The following is a 17,401-nucleotide window of genomic DNA, read 5'->3' on the forward strand; positions in this document are numbered from 1 at the left end:
GCAGAACGACCCAGTCTTTGAAGTCGCTTTCGTATCGCTTGCCCATTTTGGACATTTGTTATTCACCTTCGCCCTCTTGAATGATTGAGTCAATCAACAAGGGCGACAGGTAGCCTGACACGGAGGGGTTTGAAAAAAAAGTGAGTCGCCGTAAGGGCGAAACCGTCAGCCGCCATAACCGAAGGAATGGATATGTACTCAACCAACAAGAGCCTGGTCGGCCCAGAGGCCGCCAAGGCCTAGTCCCCTCGGACGATGTTACAGAGGGGCGTCGGAGCAAGAATCCATCGCACTCCATGCACAACGAAAGGGCTAGTGCGATGAACGACATCAATTTGAAAGCCGACATGCTCCAGGCCATGCGCCGCCTGGCCAAGTCAGTCACCATAATCAGCACCAGTAACGGCTCCGAGCGCTTCGCCATGGCCGCCACGGCAGTCGACTCCCTCAGCACCGAACCCCCATCGCTACTCATCTGCATCAACAAAACCGCCTCCCCCCACGCCGCACTGGCGACCGGCGCAGACTTCTGCGTCAACATCCTCGGCGTCGAACAACAAGACCTCGCCCACCTGTGCAGCGGCGCAATCAAAGGCGAAGCACGATTCGACCGAGGCAACTGGCTAACCAGCGCCGGCGGCATTCCCTACCTGGGAGACGCCCAATCGGCAATCCTCTGCCGGCAAGACGGCCACTTCAGCTACGGCACCCACACCGTCTTCATCGGGCGCATCCTGCAAATCCACACCAGCGAAGCGATCACCCCGCTGGTCTACCTCGACGGCACCTACACCACCACCGCCAAACCCGTACCCTCCTTCGCTGTCGCCGGCTGAGGCCTGAAAAAATGGACAGCCTGAACGGGTTGACGGCGTTGCGAGTGAGCAGCGCCGACCAGCTGAACTGGGATGATCGCTGCGACTTGCTGGTGGTCGGCTTTGGCGGCGCCGGCGCCTGTGCCGCCATCGAAGCGGCCAGTCGCGGATTGGCGGTGCTGGCGCTGGACCGCTTTGAAGGTGGCGGCGCCACCGCGCTCAGTGGCGGAGTGGTGTATGCCGGCGGCGGCACGCCGTATCAACGTCAGGCCGGCTATGAAGACAGCAGCGAAGCGATGTTCAACTACCTGCGCCGGGAAGTCGGCGAGGCCGTCAGCAGCCAGACGCTGCGTAGTTTCTGCGAAGGCAGTGCCGAGCAACTGGCGTGGCTTGAGCGTCAGGGTGTCGCGTTCGAATCCAGCGTGCCGCCGCACAAAACCTCGTACCCAAGCGATCAGTACTACCTTTATTACTCCGGCAATGAAGCCGTGCCGGCCTATGCCGCCGTTGCCAAACCGGCACCTCGCGGTCACCGCACCAAAGGCCCCGGCATGTCCGGCGCCAGCCTGTTCGCCCCGCTCAAGGCCAGCGCCTTGCGTCACGGTGCGCGCCTGCGCAGCCAGTGCGAAGTGCGGCGGCTGGTGCTCGACACCCGCGATCAGGTGTTGGGGGTCGAAGCCTGGCAACTGCCGCCCGGTAGTCGCGCAGCCCGTCAACATGCCCGGCTTTCGCGCTGGGCCAGCGCCATCCACATGTACGCCCCGGCATTGGCCGACCGTTTGCGCGCTCGCTTGCGACGCATCGAACAAACCAGTGCCGAACGCCAGCTGATTCGCGCCGAACAGGGTGTGTTGCTGAGCAGCGGCGGTTTTATCTTCAATCGCGGCTGGGTCCGCCAGCATGCGCCGCAGTATCTGGCCGGTTTGCCGCTGGGGACCACTGGCTGTAACGGCAGCGGAATCGCCCTGGGCCAGAGTGCCGGTGGCAGCGTGGCGCGGATGGACAAAGTCAGCGCCTGGCGCTTTATCAATCCACCACTGGCCTGGGCCCGAGGGCTGATCGTCAATGCTCGGGGGCAGCGTTACGCCAACGAAGAAATCTACGGTGCGACCCTCGGCCACGCGATGGTCGAAGAGCAGGACGGTCGCGCGATTCTGATTCTCAACCGGGCATTGGTACGCGAGGCATTGCGTCAGGTCGGGCCGGGCAAAGTCTGGCAATTCCAGCGCCTGCCGGTGCTGCTCAACTTGCTGTTCAACGCCCGGCGCAGCAACAGCTTGACGAGGCTGGCCAAGCGTTGCGGATTGCCCGTCGAGGCCCTGCGACAGAGCGTGGAAGCCTATAGCCGCGCTGCGCGGGGCGAAGCCGTTGATACGTTCGGCAAGTCGCAAGCCATGCTCGCCGATATGGACCAGGGGCCGTGGTACGCCCTCGATCTGTCATTCGCCAGCCGCCTGTTTCCCTGCCCGGTCATCACCCTTGGCGGGCTGAAAGTCTGCGAGCTCAGCGGCCAGGTGCTGGACCACGCAGGTCAGCCGATCCGGGGTCTTTACAGCGCGGGCCGCAATGCAGTCGGTGTCGCTTCCAACCTTTATGTCTCCGGCCTGTCGCTGGCCGATTGCATCTATTCCGGTCGCCGGGCCGCTGCCCATCTGGCCGATCAAGTCGCACTTCAAACCACACGCTCAGGAGAACAACAATGCAACGTGTAGAAGGCAAAGTCTGCATCATCACCGGCGCCGCCAGCGGCATCGGTCGCGAAGACGCCCTGCTGCTGGCCCGTGAAGGTGCCAAAGTGGTGCTGACCGATCTCAACGAAGCAGCCGGACGCCAGGTCGCCGCAGAAATCGGCAGCAATGCGCTGTTCATTCGCCATGACATCGCCAGCGAAAGCGACTGGCAACAAGTGATCAAAACCACCCTGGAACACTTCGGACGCCTCGACGTGCTGGTGAACAACGCTGCGATTCTGGCCTTGGGCAGCATCGAAGACACCACGCTGGAACTGTGGCAGAAGGTGCAGAAAATCAATGGCGACGGTTACTTTCTCGGCTGCAAATACGCGATCCAGGCCATGAAGGAAACCGGCGGCGGCTCGATCATCAATATGTCGTCGGTGGCGGCACTGGGTGCGATGCCGATGTTCTGTGCCTACTCGGCGTCCAAAGGCGCGGTGGCGGCAATGACTCGCTCGATTGCCTTGCACTGCAAACAACAGGGCTACCGCATTCGCTGCAACAGCGTGCACCCGGATGGCGTCAACACGCCGATGACCCAGGCCTTGACCGGCGGCCAGCCGATCCCTCAGGAAGCCCTCGACCAAGACCCGATGAATCGTATGTGCGCGCCCCGGGACATTGCCAATGTGGTGCTGTTCCTCGCCACTGACGAGTCACGCTTCGTCAATGGTGCCGAGATCCGCGTCGACAACGCCCAATTGATCAGCGGGCTCTGAGGCCGAGGTGAACATGGGCACGCAACAGCAGAACCTGACACCGGCCGAATCAGCGACGGGAAGCTACTCATTGCAAGTGTGCGCGGTGATCGACGAGACCTTTGATGCGCGCTCGCTGGTGCTTGAAATACCACCGCCACTGCGTGAGCGCTTTCGTTACAAACCGGGCCAGTTCCTGAGTTTTCGCGTGCCTTGCGCCGGCAAGCTGTTGACCCGCTGTTACTCCATGGCCAGCTCGCCGCTGTCGGATGGGCTGCCCAAGGTCACGGTCAAACGGGTCGAGGGCGGCCGGGTGTCGAACTGGATGAACGAAGTACAGGTCGGTGACTGGCTGGAGGTGTTGCCGCCAGCCGGGCATTTCTGCCTGAACGAGGAGCAATCGGTTGACAGACCGCTGGTGCTGTTCGGTGGAGGATCGGGCATTACCCCGGTGTTTTCGATCCTGAAATCAGTGCTACACAGCAGCCAGCGGCCGATCAAGTTGATCTACGCCAACCGCGATGAAGCCTCGGTGATTTTCAAGGATGAGCTGCGTCAGTTGATCAAGGCGCATCCTGATCAACTGCACGTGGTGCACGTCCTCGACTCGGTTCAGGGTTTCCTGACCGAGGCTCAGGTGCGTCATCTGCTGCGCGGTTCGGCTGGCGGTGACTACTTCATCTGCGGACCGGGGCCGTTCATGGACACCGTGGAGCGCACGCTGTTGGGACTGGGCGAAGCCGCCGAACGCATCCATGTCGAGCGCTTCGTCTCGCCTCCGGATCCCGACGAACTACTCGCTGAAGCAACCCTGGCTCGGGTGGCAGCCCTCGGATCACGGTGCGAGGCGTTGATTGTCGAGCTCGATGGTCAGCAACACGAAATTACCTGCCGCCCCGGCGACACCCTGCTGCAAAGTTGCAAAGCGGCAGGCCTGGACGTGCCCTCCTCTTGCGAAGAAGGTTTTTGCGGGGCCTGCATGTGCGTCGTCCAGGAAGGTCAGATCCAGCTGGCACGCAACGATGTGCTCAGCCCCAAAGAGTTGGCCGAAGGCTGGACGCTGGCCTGCCAGAGCCGTCCAACCGGCGCCCGGGTACGGTTGAAATTCCCGGATTGAACGTCCGTCAGCCATAGTCTCAACGGACGATCACCTTGGCCGGGTCTGCGGTTAGACTCGGCCACAGCATTAGCCCACAACAATAAAAGAGGTGCAGTTATGGCTCGTTTGCAGAACAAGGTCGCGGTGGTTACCGGCGGCGCTTCAGGGATCGGTCTGGCCTGTGTGCGCCGCTTCGCCGCTGAAGGCGCGCAAGTGGTCGGGCTGGACATCGGCACCGCACCGGCGGATTTCCCTGGCCTGTTCATGACCCTCGATGTGCGCGATGAAGCGCAGGTCCAGCAGGTCATGCAAGAAGTCATCGGCCACTTCGGGCGCATCGACGTGCTGGTCAACGCGGCCGGCGTCGCCGACCAGGGCAGCGTAACCCAGACCACCACCGCCAACTGGCAACGGGTGATGGACATCAACCTGACGGGCAGCATGCTCACCAGCAAATACGCGCTGGAATCGATGGTGTCGCAACGCAGCGGTTCGATCATCAACATCGGCTCGATCTTCGGTCTGCAAGGCTGCGACGGCAACGTTGCTTACAACGTCTCCAAGGGTGGTATCAACCAGCTGACGCGCTCGATGGCCATTGATTACGGCTACGCCAATATCCGCGTCAACGGCTTGTGCCCCGGCCTGATCGAAACACCGATGACCAGCATGGTCCGCGAGCAGGAAGCCTTCCACGCCTTCTTCGCCTCGCAGCACATGCTCAATCGCTCCGGACAACCGGAAGAAGTGGCCAGCGTCGCGCTGTTCCTGGCTTCAGACGAAGCGTCCTTTGTCAGCGGTCAGATGATCGCCGTGGACGGTGGTTTCTCCGCCGGTCGCCGCTTCGCCCCGCCCGCCGCGTAACGTCTATCCGGCCGGGCACCCTGCCCGGTCTCTCCCCTTTTCGCACTTGTCCTCTAGCCGAGGAGGCCCCATGCCGCCTGTCGCAAACGCACTGACCATCGCCCAACTGTTCGCCAACGCTGCCCAGGCCTACGGCGACCGCCCGGCCATCGAGGATGACGGGCGCTCGATCAGCTACCGAGAACTCGACCAGCTGCGCCGCCAAGCCGCCCGCGCGCTGCTGGCGCTAGACGTTCAAGCCGGGGATCGGGTGGCGATCTGGGCGCCTAATATGTGGGAATGGATCGTGGCCGCCGGTGCGCTACAAAGCGTCGGCGCAGCACTGGTGCCACTCAACACCCGCATGAAGGGCAGCGAGGCGGGTTACATCCTTCGCGAAAGCGGTGCCTGCATGCTGTTTGCCATCGGTGAATTTCTGGGTGCCGATTACCCGCGCATGCTGGCGTCTGAAGATCTGCCAGCGCTGCGCCAGATCGTCACCTTGCGCGACGGTGGGTCGGGCACCCTGAACTGGGATGACTTCCTCGACCTGGGCGCAGACGTTTCGCAATTGTTCCTGCGAACCCGCGAACAAAGCTTTGGCCCGCAAGCGCTGTCCGACCTGCTGTTCACCTCGGGCACCACCGGCAAGCCAAAAGGCGTGATGACCCACCATGGACAAAACCTGCGGGTGGTGCGCGACTGGAGCGAGGTGGTGGGTTTGCGTGAGGGCGATCGTTACCTGATCGTCAATCCGTTCTTCCATTCCTTTGGTTACAAGGCCGGTTGGCTGGCGGCGCTGATGCGCGGCTGCACCATCGTGCCGCAGCAGGTGTTCGATGTGCAGGCGGTGCTTGAATGCGTCGAGCGCGAACGGATCACCGTGCTGCCCGGCCCGCCGACCCTCTATCAGTCATTGCTTGCCCATCCGCAACGCAGCGAATTTGACCTGACGTCATTGCGGGTAGCGGTGACCGGTGCCGCGGCGATTCCGGTGGAGATGATCCGCCGCATGCGTGACGAACTGGGGTTTGCCACCATCGTCACCGCTTATGGACTTACCGAAGTCTGCGGTTTTGCGACGATCTGCCGTCCTGGCGATTCGCCGGAATTGGTCGCCAACACTAGCGGCCGGGCCATGCCTGGCGTGGAAATCCGCTGCGTTGGCAGCACCGGCCGCAGCCAGCCGGCCAACGTTCCCGGCGAGGTTCAGGTGCGCGGCTACAACCTGATGCAGGGTTATTTCAATGATCCGCAGGCCAGCCGGGAAGTCCTCGATGCCGACGGCTGGCTGCACACCGGGGACATCGGCGTGCTCGACGAACAGGGTTACCTGCGCATCACCGACCGCCTCAAGGACATGTTTATCACTGGAGGTTTCAACGTGTACCCGGCGGAGATCGAACACTGTTTGCTGACCTACCCCGGCGTGGCCCAGGTCGCGGTGATCGGCATCCCCGATGAACGTCTTGGTGAAGTGGCAATGGCCTTCCTGCTGCCGGCGCCGGGCATAGAGATCGAGCAAGCCCGATTCCTCGCTTGGTGCCGCGAGCAGATGGCCAACTACAAAGTCCCTCGCCGGGTGAGAGTGCTTGAGAGCATGCCGCTGAATGCGGCGGGGAAAGTGACCAAGAATGTGTTGCGCGAGTGGGCCGGGATTGGCGCTGACTGACGATCGTTCCCACGCTCTGCGTGGGAACGATCAGTGTCGGCTAGACCACCCGTGCCGGATGTTGCTGGCGCGGGTCGCCGAGCATGGCGCGGTGGGAAGGTGGCTGACGGCCGCCGGCTTCGCTGATGCCGTAACCGGCGGCGATTTCAGCGGTGATTAATGTCTGCCCGGAGAACGTCATCAACTGCGGGTCATTGAGCAGAGCGTGAATCACCCGGCCATTGAATTGCGGGGTTTCAGCATTGGCCAGAAACGCCCGGTATTGCTCGCCATGTTGCTCGCCGGCTATCCGGGTGCGTTCGGTCAGTTGCGGGCCGAGCCATAACGATAACGCCGCCACGCCCCGCCCCTCGAAGTCGATGGCCATGTCAGCCGCCAGTTTGTCGCAACCAGCCTTTTGCGCACCGTACGCGGGGCCATGCATGTAACACCCGGCACCGAATGAAGAGGTAAAACAGATCAGCCCTCGACCGCTGCGCAGCAACAACGGCGCGGCGTGATAACTGGCGATATAAGCCGAACGCAGACCAACGTCGAGGATCCGTACCAGGTCCAGCGGCTTCTCCCAGAAAGGCCCTGGCTCGATCAACTGGTCATGAATGAACGCGGCATTGTTCACCAGCAAATCCAGTTGGCCGCATTCCTTTTCAACCCAGGCGAACAGTGCCTGGACCTGCGCATCATCGGCATGATCGCAGACCACCGCGATACCCCGCCCACCTGCCGCAGTAATCGCGGCAGCCGTGTCCTTGAGTGAGCCGCGCAATGCATGCCCATACACATTCGATCCACCGTGCTCGGGAGCGCGTCCGGTGACAAACACCGTCATGCCCGCTGCGCCAAGGGCCAGGGCGATGCCCTGACCGACCCCGCGACTGGCGCCGGTCACCACCGCGACTTGTTTAAGTGGCTGATTCATTCGACGCTCCTGAACAGGCTTTTGGCCGAGCAGGTCTCGCTCTGACACTTGATGTGATTGGCCGCCACGTAACCGAAGGTCATTGCCGGGCCGATGGTCGAACCGGCGCCCGGGTACGTGCGCCCCATCATCGAAGCGGCGCTGTTGCCGATGGCATACAAACCGTTGATGGGTTGCCCGTCCTCATGCAATACGCGGGCGTGAACATCGGTCAGCAAACCACCCTTGGTGCCGATATCCCCGGCATCAATGCGCACGGCGTAGAACGGACCTTTGAGCAACGGTGCCAGGCAAGGATTGGGCTGCACATTCGGATCACCGTAGTAGCGATCGAACAGCGACTCACCTTTATGGAAATCAGCGTCGACACCCTGCACGGCCATACCGTTGAAACGCTGCACCGTACGGACCAGACCGGCACCGTCGACGCCGATTTTTTCTGCCAGCGCCTGCAAACTCGCAGCCTTGTAAAAGTACTCGCGCAGATGCTCGGGCAACTGCCAATCGGGCTGGGCGTAGCCTGGAAGTAACGCGCCGCAGGGGTACTTGCGGCGGAATTCGGCGTCGAACACCATCCAGCACGGCACACTCACGGCGCCTTCGCGATTGTTGGCGTACATCGCGTAAACGATATCGGTATAGGGCGCGGCTTCGTTGACGAAGCGCTCGCCGGCAGAGTTGACCAGTACGCAGCCCGGCAAGGTCCGCTCGACGAACAGTGCACGCTGCTTTTCTTCGCCCTGGACATGGGTGGTCGGCGCCCACCAACTGTGGTCCATCAGCGCAGTGCGAGCACCGATTGCCTGACCGGCGCGAATGCCGTCACCGGTATTGTGCTGCGGCGTGGCACTCCAGGTGGCCTGGGTCGGCTGTGGCAGATACTGCGTACGCATCGCCTGATTACGCTCGAAACCACCGGCCGCGATGATCACGCCGTAGCGTGCCTTGACGTTGAGCAACTGCCCGTCGCGACAGACGCGAGCGCCGCCAACCCGATCACCAACGAGCAGCAGTTCTTCCAGTGCACAGTTCAGCCAAAGGGACTTGCCGCGGTCCTGCAACGAACAACGCAAGGCGCCGATCAAGGCATTGCCAAGGGTCAGGAAGCGATCTCGGCGTGACAACCGCCGCCCCTCGCGGTCACGCCAGTAACGCCACATCACCCGCAGCGTCAGTCGCAACCAGCCAGGGCCACGACACAGCAGCACCTGCGCCTCTTTCATGGTCATCGCCATGCGTCCCATCATCAGCGTTCCGGGGGATGGCGCACGCATGCGCAGAAACTCTTCACCCAGTTCGGCGGCGTCAAACGGTTGCGGGTCCATGGAGCGGTAGCCCGGTTTTCCGCCTTCGACTTCCGGGTAGTAATCGGCATAAGCGGGTTGCGCCTCGAAGCGCACGCGGGTCTGTTGTTCAAGGTATTCGACCATCTCGCGACCGTGTTCGACATAGGCTTCGATACGCCCGTCATCGATCTCGCCATGGGTCACTGCACGGATATAGGCGATCGCTTCTACCGCTGAATCGCTGCCACCAAGGGCTTTGATCCGGTGGTTGTCAGGTATCCAGATGCCGCCGCCGGACACCGCCGAGGTGCCGCCGTATTCGGCGCTCTTCTCGATCAATAGCGCATTGAGCCCCAGATCGTGGGCACGCAGCGCCGCAGTCATTCCCCCCGCTCCGGAGCCAATCACCAGTACATCGCAGCACTCATCCCATTTGATCCCGGCAGCTTTCATGCGATCACCTTTGCTCAGCGCCCATCAGGCAAAAACCGCCGCCGCCAGATCTTCGCCCGGTGCAGTCGGTCTCGGGATTGTTCGCCGCGTGCCCTGAACGGTCATCGTCCGATGGGACTAAGGCGATGGGCGCCCCAGCCCCGTGCAAATCGCTTAGTCCGCTTGGACGATGTTGCGCCCCAAAGCTGACTCCATAGTCGCCCACAGCACCAATCACCCCCCTGAAATGCAGGTCGGGCAGGTCTGACCTGGGCATGAGGACGACATGATAAAAACAATAATCGCCCCACAATCGCTGCACCCTCGCGTACAGCTGGCCATGCTCTTGCTGGCTGGTGGACTGGGCAGTCAAGCCAGCGCCATGAGTTTCCAGCCGAACGAGGATTTGAGCGTCGACTGGGATACCACACTGACGCACAGCCTGGCCTGGCGGACCGATTCTCGCGATCACAAGCTGACGGCCAATGCCAACGGCAACGATGGCAACAACGCGTTCGACAAAGGCAGCCTGATCAACAACCGCAGCGGTTTTCTCACCGAGGCCAACATCAAATGGCGTGAGGACTACGGCGTGTTCCTGCGTGGGACGGGCTTCTACGACAACGTTTACGATCAGGGCAACGACAACGACACGGGCACCTCGAACTGCTTCGCCGGCGGTCATTGCAACCGTCCCGACCGGTTCTCCCAGGACACCATCGATCAACACCGCAATGAACTGCGCATGCTCGATTACTACGCGTATGGCACCTGGGACATCGGCGGCCACACCTTCAACGCGCGGCTCGGCAATCAGGTGGTGAGCTGGGGTGAAAGCCTGTTCTACCCCGGCATTTCCGCCGCCCAGAGCCCGGTGGATGCGACCAAGTCGACCACCCCCGGGGTTGAGGTCAAGGAGATCCTGCTGCCCGTCGGCCAACTGTTCACGCAGTTCAGCCTGACCGACAGCCTCGATCTGCAGGCCTACTACCAATACAAATGGGAAAAGACCGAGCTGTTCGGCGTGGGTAGCTACTTTTCCACCACCGACTTCATCGACGAGGGTGGCTTCAACGACGCCAGCGGTTTCCTGACACGCCTGGGTGACGACAAGCCGAGCAACAGCGGCCAATACGGTGTGGCCCTGACCTATGCGGCAGAGTCGCTGAACAACACCGAGTTCGGCCTCTACTACTCGCGCTACCACGACAAGACCCCGTCGCTGGATTTCCAGACCGACCTGGGGCACTACCGGGTGCGCTACTTCGACAACATCGATCTTTACGGCGCGAGTTTCTCCACGGTGCTGGGCAGCGTGAGCTGGGCCGGTGAAGTCAGCTACCGCGACGGTCAGCCCGTGATGGTCGACAACGGTTTCTCAAGCCCGGTGCGCGGCAAAACCCTGCAGGCGCAGACGTCGATGATCTACGTGCTCGGCCCGACATCATGGGCCGACAACACCACGCTGACCGGTGAGCTGGTCTACAACACCGTGCTCAGCAACGACAAGTCGGAACCTGTGACATTCGCCCCTGGATTCTCGCAGCCGGGCACCGACAGCCTGGTCTATGACCGCGACGCCTTCGGTTACACGGTTCAGGCGAACTTCGATTACAACAACGTGTTCAGCGGCTGGGACATGTCGGTGCCCGTCACCTACAGCACCGCCGCCCAGCATGACAGCGCACTGGTGGGCTCGATCAACTCAGGCCAGGGCGACGACCGCGCGAGCATCGGCAGCTCGTGGCGCTATCTGGGCAACTTCACCGTAGAAGCCCGTTACAACGCCTACCTGGGCAACGCCAACAACGCCCCGTTGGCCGACCGCGACAACGTCGCCCTCAACTTCAAATACCGGTTCTGAATCCCCTGATGGAGGAGCACAGCATGTCTAGATTTACCCACACATTGTTGGGCACGGCGTTGGCCGTCAGCCTGCTCGGCAGTGGCCTGGTTCAGGCCAAAATCAGCAATGAAGAAGCCGCACGCCTGGGTCAGGACCTGACCCCGATGGGTGCCGAGAAGGCGGGCAACGCCGACGGCAGCATCCCGGCCTGGACCGGAAAATGGCGCGGCTTGCCGCCACAGCTCAAATACGCTGGCCCCGGTACGCCGTACCCGGACCCGTACGCGGCGGAAAAACCGCTGTTCGTGATCAATGCGCAGAACATGGACAAGTACGCCAACAACCTCACCGATGGCCAAAAGGCACTGCTGAAACGCTACCCCGCGACCTTCAACATTCCGGTGTACCCGAGCCATCGCGACTTCCGTTTCGATCAGCGCCTGGAAGATCTGGTCAAGAAAAACGCGGTCAGCGCCGAACTGGCCAACGACAACAACGACACGCAAAACGCTTGGGGCGCCTCGCCGTTCCCGATTCCAAAGAACGGTAGCGAGTTGATGTTCAACCATACGCTGGCCGGACGCGCCAATACCGAAGAGGCCAACTACGGGCAGGCGGTGGTCTATTCCAACAAGGAACGGGTACTCGAAGAGGTCAACTACAAGATCTTCTCGATCTGGTCCAGCCCGGATAAAACCCTGGAGAGCGCCAACGGCATTCTCACCAACTTCCTGATCACCACCCTGGAGCCGGTGCGCAAGAAAGGCGAGATTGTCGTCGGTCACGAGTTCATCAACCCGACCGCCTCCCCTCGCCAGGCCTGGCAGTACAGCCCGGGGCAACGTCGAGTACGTCGTGCGCCAACCGTAGGCTATGACTCACCGAGCGGCGCCGGCGGTTTTCGGGTGTATGACGAAGACCGTTTGTTCAACGGTGCACCGGATCGCTACAACTGGACCATCGTCGGCAAGAAAGAAATCTACATCCCGTACCACAACTACAAGATCGACGACCCGAGCGTGAACACCGACCAGATTCTGGCCACCACCGGCCACATCGATCCGCAGTACATGCGCTATGAAAAGCACCGCGTCTGGGTCTTGCAGGCAACCCTTAAAGAAGGCGCCCGGCATGTTTACGCCAAGCGCGTGTTGTACCTGGACGAGGATTCCTGGGCCGCAACCCTGGCCGACAATTACGACAGCCGCGGCGAGCTTTGGCGCACCAACATGCAAACTTCGATCTACGCCTACGAGCTGCAGCGCTACCACGCTCGCCTCGGGATCTACCATGATCTGATCGCCGGTTCGTACCTGGTTGACCGGATGTTGATCGATCAAAAGCCCGCCAAGCTCAACGCCACCGCCTTCACTGAAGACGAATTCACTCCCGGCAACCTGCGCAAACTCGGCACCCGCTAAGCCCTCCGCGCCCTGACCGATTTACTCGGTCGGGGCGTTGTGCTTTTTTGAACTCGCTCATTTCACGGAAAACGCCCCATGAATAAATTGCTCACTGGCGTCATCGCCATGGCCAGCGTCAGCCTGTCGATGCAGGCCAATGCCCTGAACATCCTGCTGACCAACGACGATGGATGCCGGGCACCCGGCATCGATGCGATGTACCGGGCGCTGACGGCCGCCGGGCATCAGGTGACCCTCGTTGGTCCGTTGAACGACAGCAGTGGCATCAGCGCGGCCAGCGTGGTCGTGCCCGGTCAGGCGTTGGCAGTGACCGAGTTGGCGCCAGGCAAATTTTGCGTCGGCCCACCCGAGGGCTACACCCCGCCCCCGGGCAAGACTTCCGCCATCGGCACCCCGGTGGATGCGGTCAATGTTGGCCTGGACGTGCTGCTCAAAGGCAATCCACCAGACCTGGTGGTATCGGGCAGTAATTTTGGCGAAAACGTCGGCCCGCTGACGCAAATGTCCGGCACCTTGAACGCCGCGGTCCGCGCAATGTTCAAGGGCATTCCGGCGGTGGCGGTGTCGACGGCCATCGACATGGACCTGATCATCCGCGACCAACAGGCCGGCTACCGCAAAACCCTCGGCGCCATGGACGACACCGCCCGGTTTGCGGTGAAGGTTATCGAGCAGGCAAGCCTCGCGGGTGCTCAAGCCAAACAGGCCTGCGGGAAAAACAACCTCGGCTGCGAATTGAATGTGCTCGGTTTGCCGGGTGTCAGCGGGTTGAATATCAATTACCCGGCGCTGGCGGCCAGTGAAGTCAAAGGCGTGAGTGTTGCCCCGATCGGCAATTGGGACCGGGTGAACTTCACTTCTCAGCGCGGCTCCGACGGCATGGTTCACGTCAACCTGGTCTCCCCGCCGACACCGACGGCCGCCCAGCAACAGGCCGATGCGTATCAATTATGGCAAGGGCATGCGGTGATCACCGTGATCGACGGCAACATGAGCGCACCGGGTGCGGTGCAGGATCAGGCGAAGGAAATGTTGCGGGGAATAAAACCTTAAGGCACGCAGAACCTCCCCTGTCGGAGCGAGCCTGCTCGCGAAGAGGCCGGCACATTCAACATCTACGTCGCTGGTAACTCCGCTTTCGCGAGCAGGCTCGCTCCCACAGTTGATCGTCGGTAAACACAAAGCCTGTGAACACCCTAAATCCCTTGTGGGAGCGGGCTTGCTCGCGAAGAGGCCGGCACATTCAACATCTATGCCGCGGGTAACTCCGCTATCGCGAGCAGGCTCACTCCCACAGTTGATCGTCGGTAATCACAAAGCCTGTGAACACCCTAAATCCCTTGTGGGAGCGGGCTTGCTCGCGAAGAGGCCGGCACATTCAACATCTATGTCGCGGGTAACTCCGCTTTCGCGAGCAAGCCCGCTCCCACAGTTGATCGTCGGTAAACACACCGCCTGTGAACACCCTAAATCTCTTGTGGGAGCGAGCCTGCTCGCGATGAGGGCGGCACATTCAACATTGATGTCGCCTGATACACCGTCATCGCGAGCAAGCTCGGCTCCTACAGGTTATGTGTTCGCTCCAGATAGCGCCCTGCGCAGGTCTGCCGCGGCATCGGACAAGGCTTGCGCAGCGCGCTCGACAAACGGCGCCATGCTGATAAAACCGTGAATCATGCCCTCGCAGCGCTGCACGCGTACCGACACGCCGGCTTCCCGCAGGCGCAAGGCAAACGCCTCGCCCTCGTCGCGCAGCGGATCAAACTCGGCGCTGATCAGGGTGGTCGGCGGCAAGTCCGCCAACCGGTCGGCGCGTAACGGCGAGGCCAAGGGATCATCCCCCTGATCGGCATCCGGCAGGTACTGCTGCCAAAACCAGTACATCATTGCACCGGTGAGGAAATAGCCCTCGGCAAAATCCTCATAAGACTTGCTGTCGCAGCGCGCATCGGTGACCGGGTAAAACAGGCACTGATAACTGATTTTCGGCCCCTGCCGTTGCGCCGCCAGCCGACTCACGGCAAGCGCCAGATTGCCCCCGGCACTGTCCCCGGCCAAGCCCAGCCGGCTGCCATCGACGCCCAGTTCAGACGCGTGCTCGACCAGCCAGCAGGTGGCCGCATAACAATCGAGTGGTGCCGCCGGGAAATGGTTTTCCGGCGCCAGTCGGTAGGCGACCGACACCACCACCGCCTCCGTCAGGCTGGCGAGTGAACGGCAGAGGTTGTCATGGGTGTCGAGGTTGCCCATGACAAAACCGCCTCCGTGGAAGAACACCAGCAGCGGCAGGTTGTCCTGCTCCAGTGGCCGATACAGCCGCGCATCCAGTTCGCCCGCCGCGCCCGCGACCCGCAGGTGACGCACTTCGATCATCGGATCGCCGGGGATGGCGGGCAGCAGGTTGTCGCAAAACTGCCGATACTGCCCGGCATCGAGCTGGCTGAAGTCAGGTTCCGGCAGGTCGCGAAACTGCTGGAGCACTGCGGCGATCTGCTTATCGAGCGGCATGGGCATCTCCCGCTACATCGGTCATTTGAAACTGCGGATTGGTTTCTTCCAGGATGCTTTGCATACGTCGCTCCAGCGCCGGTTTGAATCCTTTGTGAGGGAAGACCCAGAAGCGTTTTTCGGCGATGGCGGCGAACACTTGCTCCGCCAGTTCACTCGGCGTCATGCCTTGGCGGATGCTGCTATCGAGCAATTGACTGAATGACGAACCGGCCGCGTCCACCACTTGATTCGACGCCATGATTTCGCTGGCCACCGGCCCTGGGCACAGCACTGAAACCGATACCGGCACACCGAGCATGCTCAATTCGTAGTGCAGGGTTTCCGAGAGTGCGACCACTGCCTGCTTGGTCACGTTGTAAGGCGCCATCAACGGGCTGCTGAGCAAGCCCGCGAGGGACGCCGTGTTGATCACATGGGCCGCCCGCCCCTGGCGCAAAAACAGCGGCACGAAACTGCGAATGCCATTGATCACACCGCTGAGGTTGACGTTGAGCATCCGCTGCCATTGCGCCTGAGTGATTTCCCAGCTGTAGCCGGTCTGCATCACTCCGGCGTTGTTGAACAGCAGATCAACCCCGCCAAAGTGCTCGAGGGCGATATCGCGCAAGCGCTCGACTTGCGCCAGATCGCCAACATCCGTGACGCATGCAATCGCCTGCACACCGCCCGTCTGCAGTTCATCGCACAGCGCTTGCAACGCCGGCCCATCGAGATCGGCCAGCACCAGGCGCATCCCCAGCCTTGCCGCATGCTCGGCCAACCCCCGGCCAATACCACTGGCGGCCCCGGTAATCACCGCGACCGGCCCTTTTTCATTGCTCATCGCCAACTCCTGCACTGGGTCCAATGGCGTCAGTAGAGCGGGCGGGCGTAAACCGGCCATCGTCCATTCAGACGATGCCCGCTTCTACAGGGGCGGCAGAATCCGTGACAGGCGCCAAACCCGTGAACCCTGGGAGAATAATAAGATGAGTACCTTGCACCGCATCGAAGCCAAACTGCTGGAAGACCGCTACGCCCGTGGCTGGCATTGTCTGGGTCTGGCCGCCCAATACCGCGACGGCAAGGCCCATCGCCTGGAGGTGTTCGGCACCCGGTTGGTGGCCTTTCAGGGCGAAGACGGCGAGCTGCATATTCTGGATGGCTACTGCCCGCACATGGGCGCCGACCTCAGCACCGGTTGTGTTGAAGGCAACTCGATTCGCTGCCCGTTCCACGCCTGGCGCTGGGGTGCCGATGGTGTCTGCGATGACATTCCTTACGCCAAACGCATTCCGCCACGGGCCCGGCTCAAGAGCTGGCCGCTCATGGAAGAAAACCAGTTGCTGTTCGTCTGGAATGACCCGGAAGGCAACCCGCCGCTCCCCGAGCAACGCATCCCGCGCATTGACGCTTGCTTCAGTGACGAGTGGGCCGCCTGGGAAGTCGCCGAACTGCAGATAGGCACCAATTGCCGCGAACTGATCGACAACATCGCCGACATGGCGCACTTCGGCACGGTGCATGGCGCACCCGTCGAGGCGTTCAGCAACGTTTTCGAAGGTCACCTGGCCACCCAGATCATGAGTGCCCGCAGTGAGCGCTTGTCCGGCGACAGCGCGTTGAGCACCGTGGCCACCTACTTCGGCCCGGCCTACCAGATCACCGAAATGACCGGCGCGATGAACGGCCAGCCGATCCACTCGATCCTGCTCAACTGCCATGTGCCGATCGACCTCGACAGCTTCACCCTGCGCTACGGCGTGCTGGTGAAAAAGATCCCCGGTCTCAGCGAAGAACAGAATCAGGCGATGGCCAAGGCCTATGTGCAACAGGCCCAGGAAGCCTTCTACGAAGACGTGACCATCTGGCACAGCAAGACCCGCGTCGACAACCCGCTGCTGTGTGACGGCGATGGCCCGGTCTATCAATTGCGCCGCTGGTACGAGCAGTTCTACACCGACGTCGCGGCGCTCTCGGCCGACGTGCTGGAGCAAAAACGGTTCGTCGTGCGCGCCACCGAACGGGCCTGAACACAGCGGCCTTTCGCGCTCCCTGCGCCTGACCGGCAACCGCCCGTCAGGCCTTGAGCCCGAGCGTTGCAAGGAGTCGATATCGGTGCTTATTCTCGGCCACCGCCA

Annotated in this window: 14 protein-coding genes; 10 read left to right on the plus strand and 4 right to left on the minus strand. The window is 61.7% G+C overall.

Annotated elements, in window-relative coordinates; genetic code table 11:
• Positions 1-320: 320 nt before the first annotated feature.
• The 6 genes from CKW16_RS11410 to CKW16_RS11435 all read left to right on the plus strand — a co-directional run bounded on the left by CKW16_RS11410 (position 321) and on the right by CKW16_RS11435 (position 6,863).
• Complete coding sequence (locus CKW16_RS11410; RefSeq protein ID WP_046049829.1) at positions 321-836, plus strand: flavin reductase family protein; 516 nt, start codon at positions 321-323, stop codon at positions 834-836.
• 11 nt (positions 837-847) lie between these two features.
• Entirely contained in the window at positions 848-2,527 is a 1,680-nt protein-coding gene (locus tag CKW16_RS11415) for an FAD-binding protein (RefSeq protein ID WP_095128516.1), read from the plus strand.
• Positions 2,515-3,270 (plus strand): glucose 1-dehydrogenase, encoded by a 756-nt coding sequence (locus CKW16_RS11420; protein ID WP_095128517.1) that lies wholly within the window; start codon positions 2,515-2,517, stop codon positions 3,268-3,270. Before CKW16_RS11415 ends, CKW16_RS11420 begins: the two co-directional genes overlap by 13 nt.
• A 13-nt stretch (positions 3,271-3,283) precedes the next feature.
• The gene (locus CKW16_RS11425; RefSeq protein WP_095128518.1) at positions 3,284-4,366 is read left to right on the plus strand and encodes a ferredoxin--NADP reductase; all 1,083 of its coding nucleotides are present in this window, start codon (positions 3,284-3,286) and stop codon (positions 4,364-4,366) included.
• A 99-nt stretch (positions 4,367-4,465) separates the two neighbouring features.
• The gene (locus CKW16_RS11430; protein ID WP_095128519.1) at positions 4,466-5,212 is read left to right on the plus strand and encodes an SDR family NAD(P)-dependent oxidoreductase; all 747 of its coding nucleotides are present in this window, start codon (positions 4,466-4,468) and stop codon (positions 5,210-5,212) included.
• 70 nt (positions 5,213-5,282) lie between these two features.
• Positions 5,283-6,863 carry a FadD3 family acyl-CoA ligase gene (locus CKW16_RS11435; RefSeq protein ID WP_095128520.1) on the plus strand — a complete coding sequence of 527 codons (1,581 nt, stop codon included), beginning with the start codon at positions 5,283-5,285 and terminating at the stop codon, positions 6,861-6,863.
• Between the two features lie 40 nt (positions 6,864-6,903).
• Here the strand turns inward: CKW16_RS11435 and CKW16_RS11440 are convergent, their stop codons facing one another.
• Together CKW16_RS11440 and CKW16_RS11445 are read right to left on the minus strand one after the other, a co-directional pair.
• A complete protein-coding gene (locus CKW16_RS11440; RefSeq protein WP_095128521.1) occupies positions 6,904-7,782 on the minus strand; it encodes an SDR family NAD(P)-dependent oxidoreductase in 879 nt (292 codons plus the stop codon).
• Positions 7,779-9,521: an FAD-dependent oxidoreductase gene (locus CKW16_RS11445; RefSeq protein ID WP_095128522.1), complete on the minus strand. Its 1,743-nt coding sequence runs from the start codon at positions 9,519-9,521 to the stop codon at positions 7,779-7,781. The genes CKW16_RS11440 and CKW16_RS11445 overlap by 4 nt, the downstream gene beginning before the upstream one ends.
• 265 nt (positions 9,522-9,786) lie before the next feature.
• Here CKW16_RS11445 and CKW16_RS11450 point away from each other — a divergent pair, with 265 nt between their 5' ends.
• The 3 genes from CKW16_RS11450 to CKW16_RS11460 all read left to right on the plus strand — a co-directional run bounded on the left by CKW16_RS11450 (position 9,787) and on the right by CKW16_RS11460 (position 13,823).
• Positions 9,787-11,364 carry a DUF1302 domain-containing protein gene (locus tag CKW16_RS11450; RefSeq protein WP_095128523.1) on the plus strand — a complete coding sequence of 526 codons (1,578 nt, stop codon included), beginning with the start codon at positions 9,787-9,789 and terminating at the stop codon, positions 11,362-11,364.
• A gap of 23 nt (positions 11,365-11,387) precedes the next feature.
• Complete coding sequence (locus tag CKW16_RS11455; RefSeq protein WP_095128524.1) at positions 11,388-12,767, plus strand: DUF1329 domain-containing protein; 1,380 nt, start codon at positions 11,388-11,390, stop codon at positions 12,765-12,767.
• 78 nt (positions 12,768-12,845) lie between these two features.
• Positions 12,846-13,823 carry a 5'/3'-nucleotidase SurE gene (locus tag CKW16_RS11460; RefSeq protein WP_095128525.1) on the plus strand — a complete coding sequence of 326 codons (978 nt, stop codon included), beginning with the start codon at positions 12,846-12,848 and terminating at the stop codon, positions 13,821-13,823.
• A 516-nt stretch (positions 13,824-14,339) separates the two neighbouring features.
• Here the strand turns inward: CKW16_RS11460 and CKW16_RS11465 are convergent.
• Together CKW16_RS11465 and CKW16_RS11470 are read right to left on the minus strand one after the other, a co-directional pair.
• Positions 14,340-15,278 (minus strand): alpha/beta hydrolase, encoded by a 939-nt coding sequence (locus tag CKW16_RS11465; RefSeq protein ID WP_095128526.1) that lies wholly within the window; start codon positions 15,276-15,278, stop codon positions 14,340-14,342.
• Entirely contained in the window at positions 15,265-16,104 is an 840-nt protein-coding gene (locus CKW16_RS11470; RefSeq protein WP_095128527.1) for an SDR family NAD(P)-dependent oxidoreductase, read from the minus strand. The genes CKW16_RS11465 and CKW16_RS11470 overlap by 14 nt, the downstream gene beginning before the upstream one ends.
• Before the next feature lie 145 nt (positions 16,105-16,249).
• Here CKW16_RS11470 and CKW16_RS11475 point away from each other — a divergent pair, with 145 nt between their 5' ends.
• The gene (locus CKW16_RS11475; protein ID WP_095128528.1) at positions 16,250-17,293 is read left to right on the plus strand and encodes a Rieske 2Fe-2S domain-containing protein; all 1,044 of its coding nucleotides are present in this window, start codon (positions 16,250-16,252) and stop codon (positions 17,291-17,293) included.
• Positions 17,294-17,401 lie beyond the last annotated feature (108 nt).

The sequence above is a fragment of the Pseudomonas sp. Irchel s3h14 genome, from assembly GCF_900187425.1.
Lineage (GTDB): Bacteria > Pseudomonadota > Gammaproteobacteria > Pseudomonadales > Pseudomonadaceae > Aquipseudomonas.

Bases quoted from the DNA above. Each gene is read 5' to 3' on its own strand.
- CKW16_RS11465 (WP_095128526.1), bottom strand. From the start codon at position 15,278: ATGCCGCTCGATAAGCAGATCGCCGCAGTGCTCCAGCAGTTTCGCGAC.
- CKW16_RS11435 (WP_095128520.1), top strand. From the start codon at position 5,283: ATGCCGCCTGTCGCAAACGCACTGACCATCGCCCAACTGTTCGCCAAC.
- CKW16_RS11425 (WP_095128518.1), top strand. From the start codon at position 3,284: ATGGGCACGCAACAGCAGAACCTGACACCGGCCGAATCAGCGACGGGA.
- CKW16_RS11415 (WP_095128516.1), top strand. From the start codon at position 848: ATGGACAGCCTGAACGGGTTGACGGCGTTGCGAGTGAGCAGCGCCGAC.
- CKW16_RS11470 (WP_095128527.1), bottom strand. From the start codon at position 16,104: ATGAGCAATGAAAAAGGGCCGGTCGCGGTGATTACCGGGGCCGCCAGT.
- CKW16_RS11445 (WP_095128522.1), bottom strand. From the start codon at position 9,521: ATGAAAGCTGCCGGGATCAAATGGGATGAGTGCTGCGATGTACTGGTG.
- CKW16_RS11475 (WP_095128528.1), top strand. From the start codon at position 16,250: ATGAGTACCTTGCACCGCATCGAAGCCAAACTGCTGGAAGACCGCTAC.
- CKW16_RS11440 (WP_095128521.1), bottom strand. From the start codon at position 7,782: ATGAATCAGCCACTTAAACAAGTCGCGGTGGTGACCGGCGCCAGTCGC.
- CKW16_RS11450 (WP_095128523.1), top strand. From the start codon at position 9,787: ATGATAAAAACAATAATCGCCCCACAATCGCTGCACCCTCGCGTACAG.
- CKW16_RS11460 (WP_095128525.1), top strand. From the start codon at position 12,846: ATGAATAAATTGCTCACTGGCGTCATCGCCATGGCCAGCGTCAGCCTG.
- CKW16_RS11410 (WP_046049829.1), top strand. From the start codon at position 321: ATGAACGACATCAATTTGAAAGCCGACATGCTCCAGGCCATGCGCCGC.
- CKW16_RS11455 (WP_095128524.1), top strand. From the start codon at position 11,388: ATGTCTAGATTTACCCACACATTGTTGGGCACGGCGTTGGCCGTCAGC.
- CKW16_RS11420 (WP_095128517.1), top strand. From the start codon at position 2,515: ATGCAACGTGTAGAAGGCAAAGTCTGCATCATCACCGGCGCCGCCAGC.
- CKW16_RS11430 (WP_095128519.1), top strand. From the start codon at position 4,466: ATGGCTCGTTTGCAGAACAAGGTCGCGGTGGTTACCGGCGGCGCTTCA.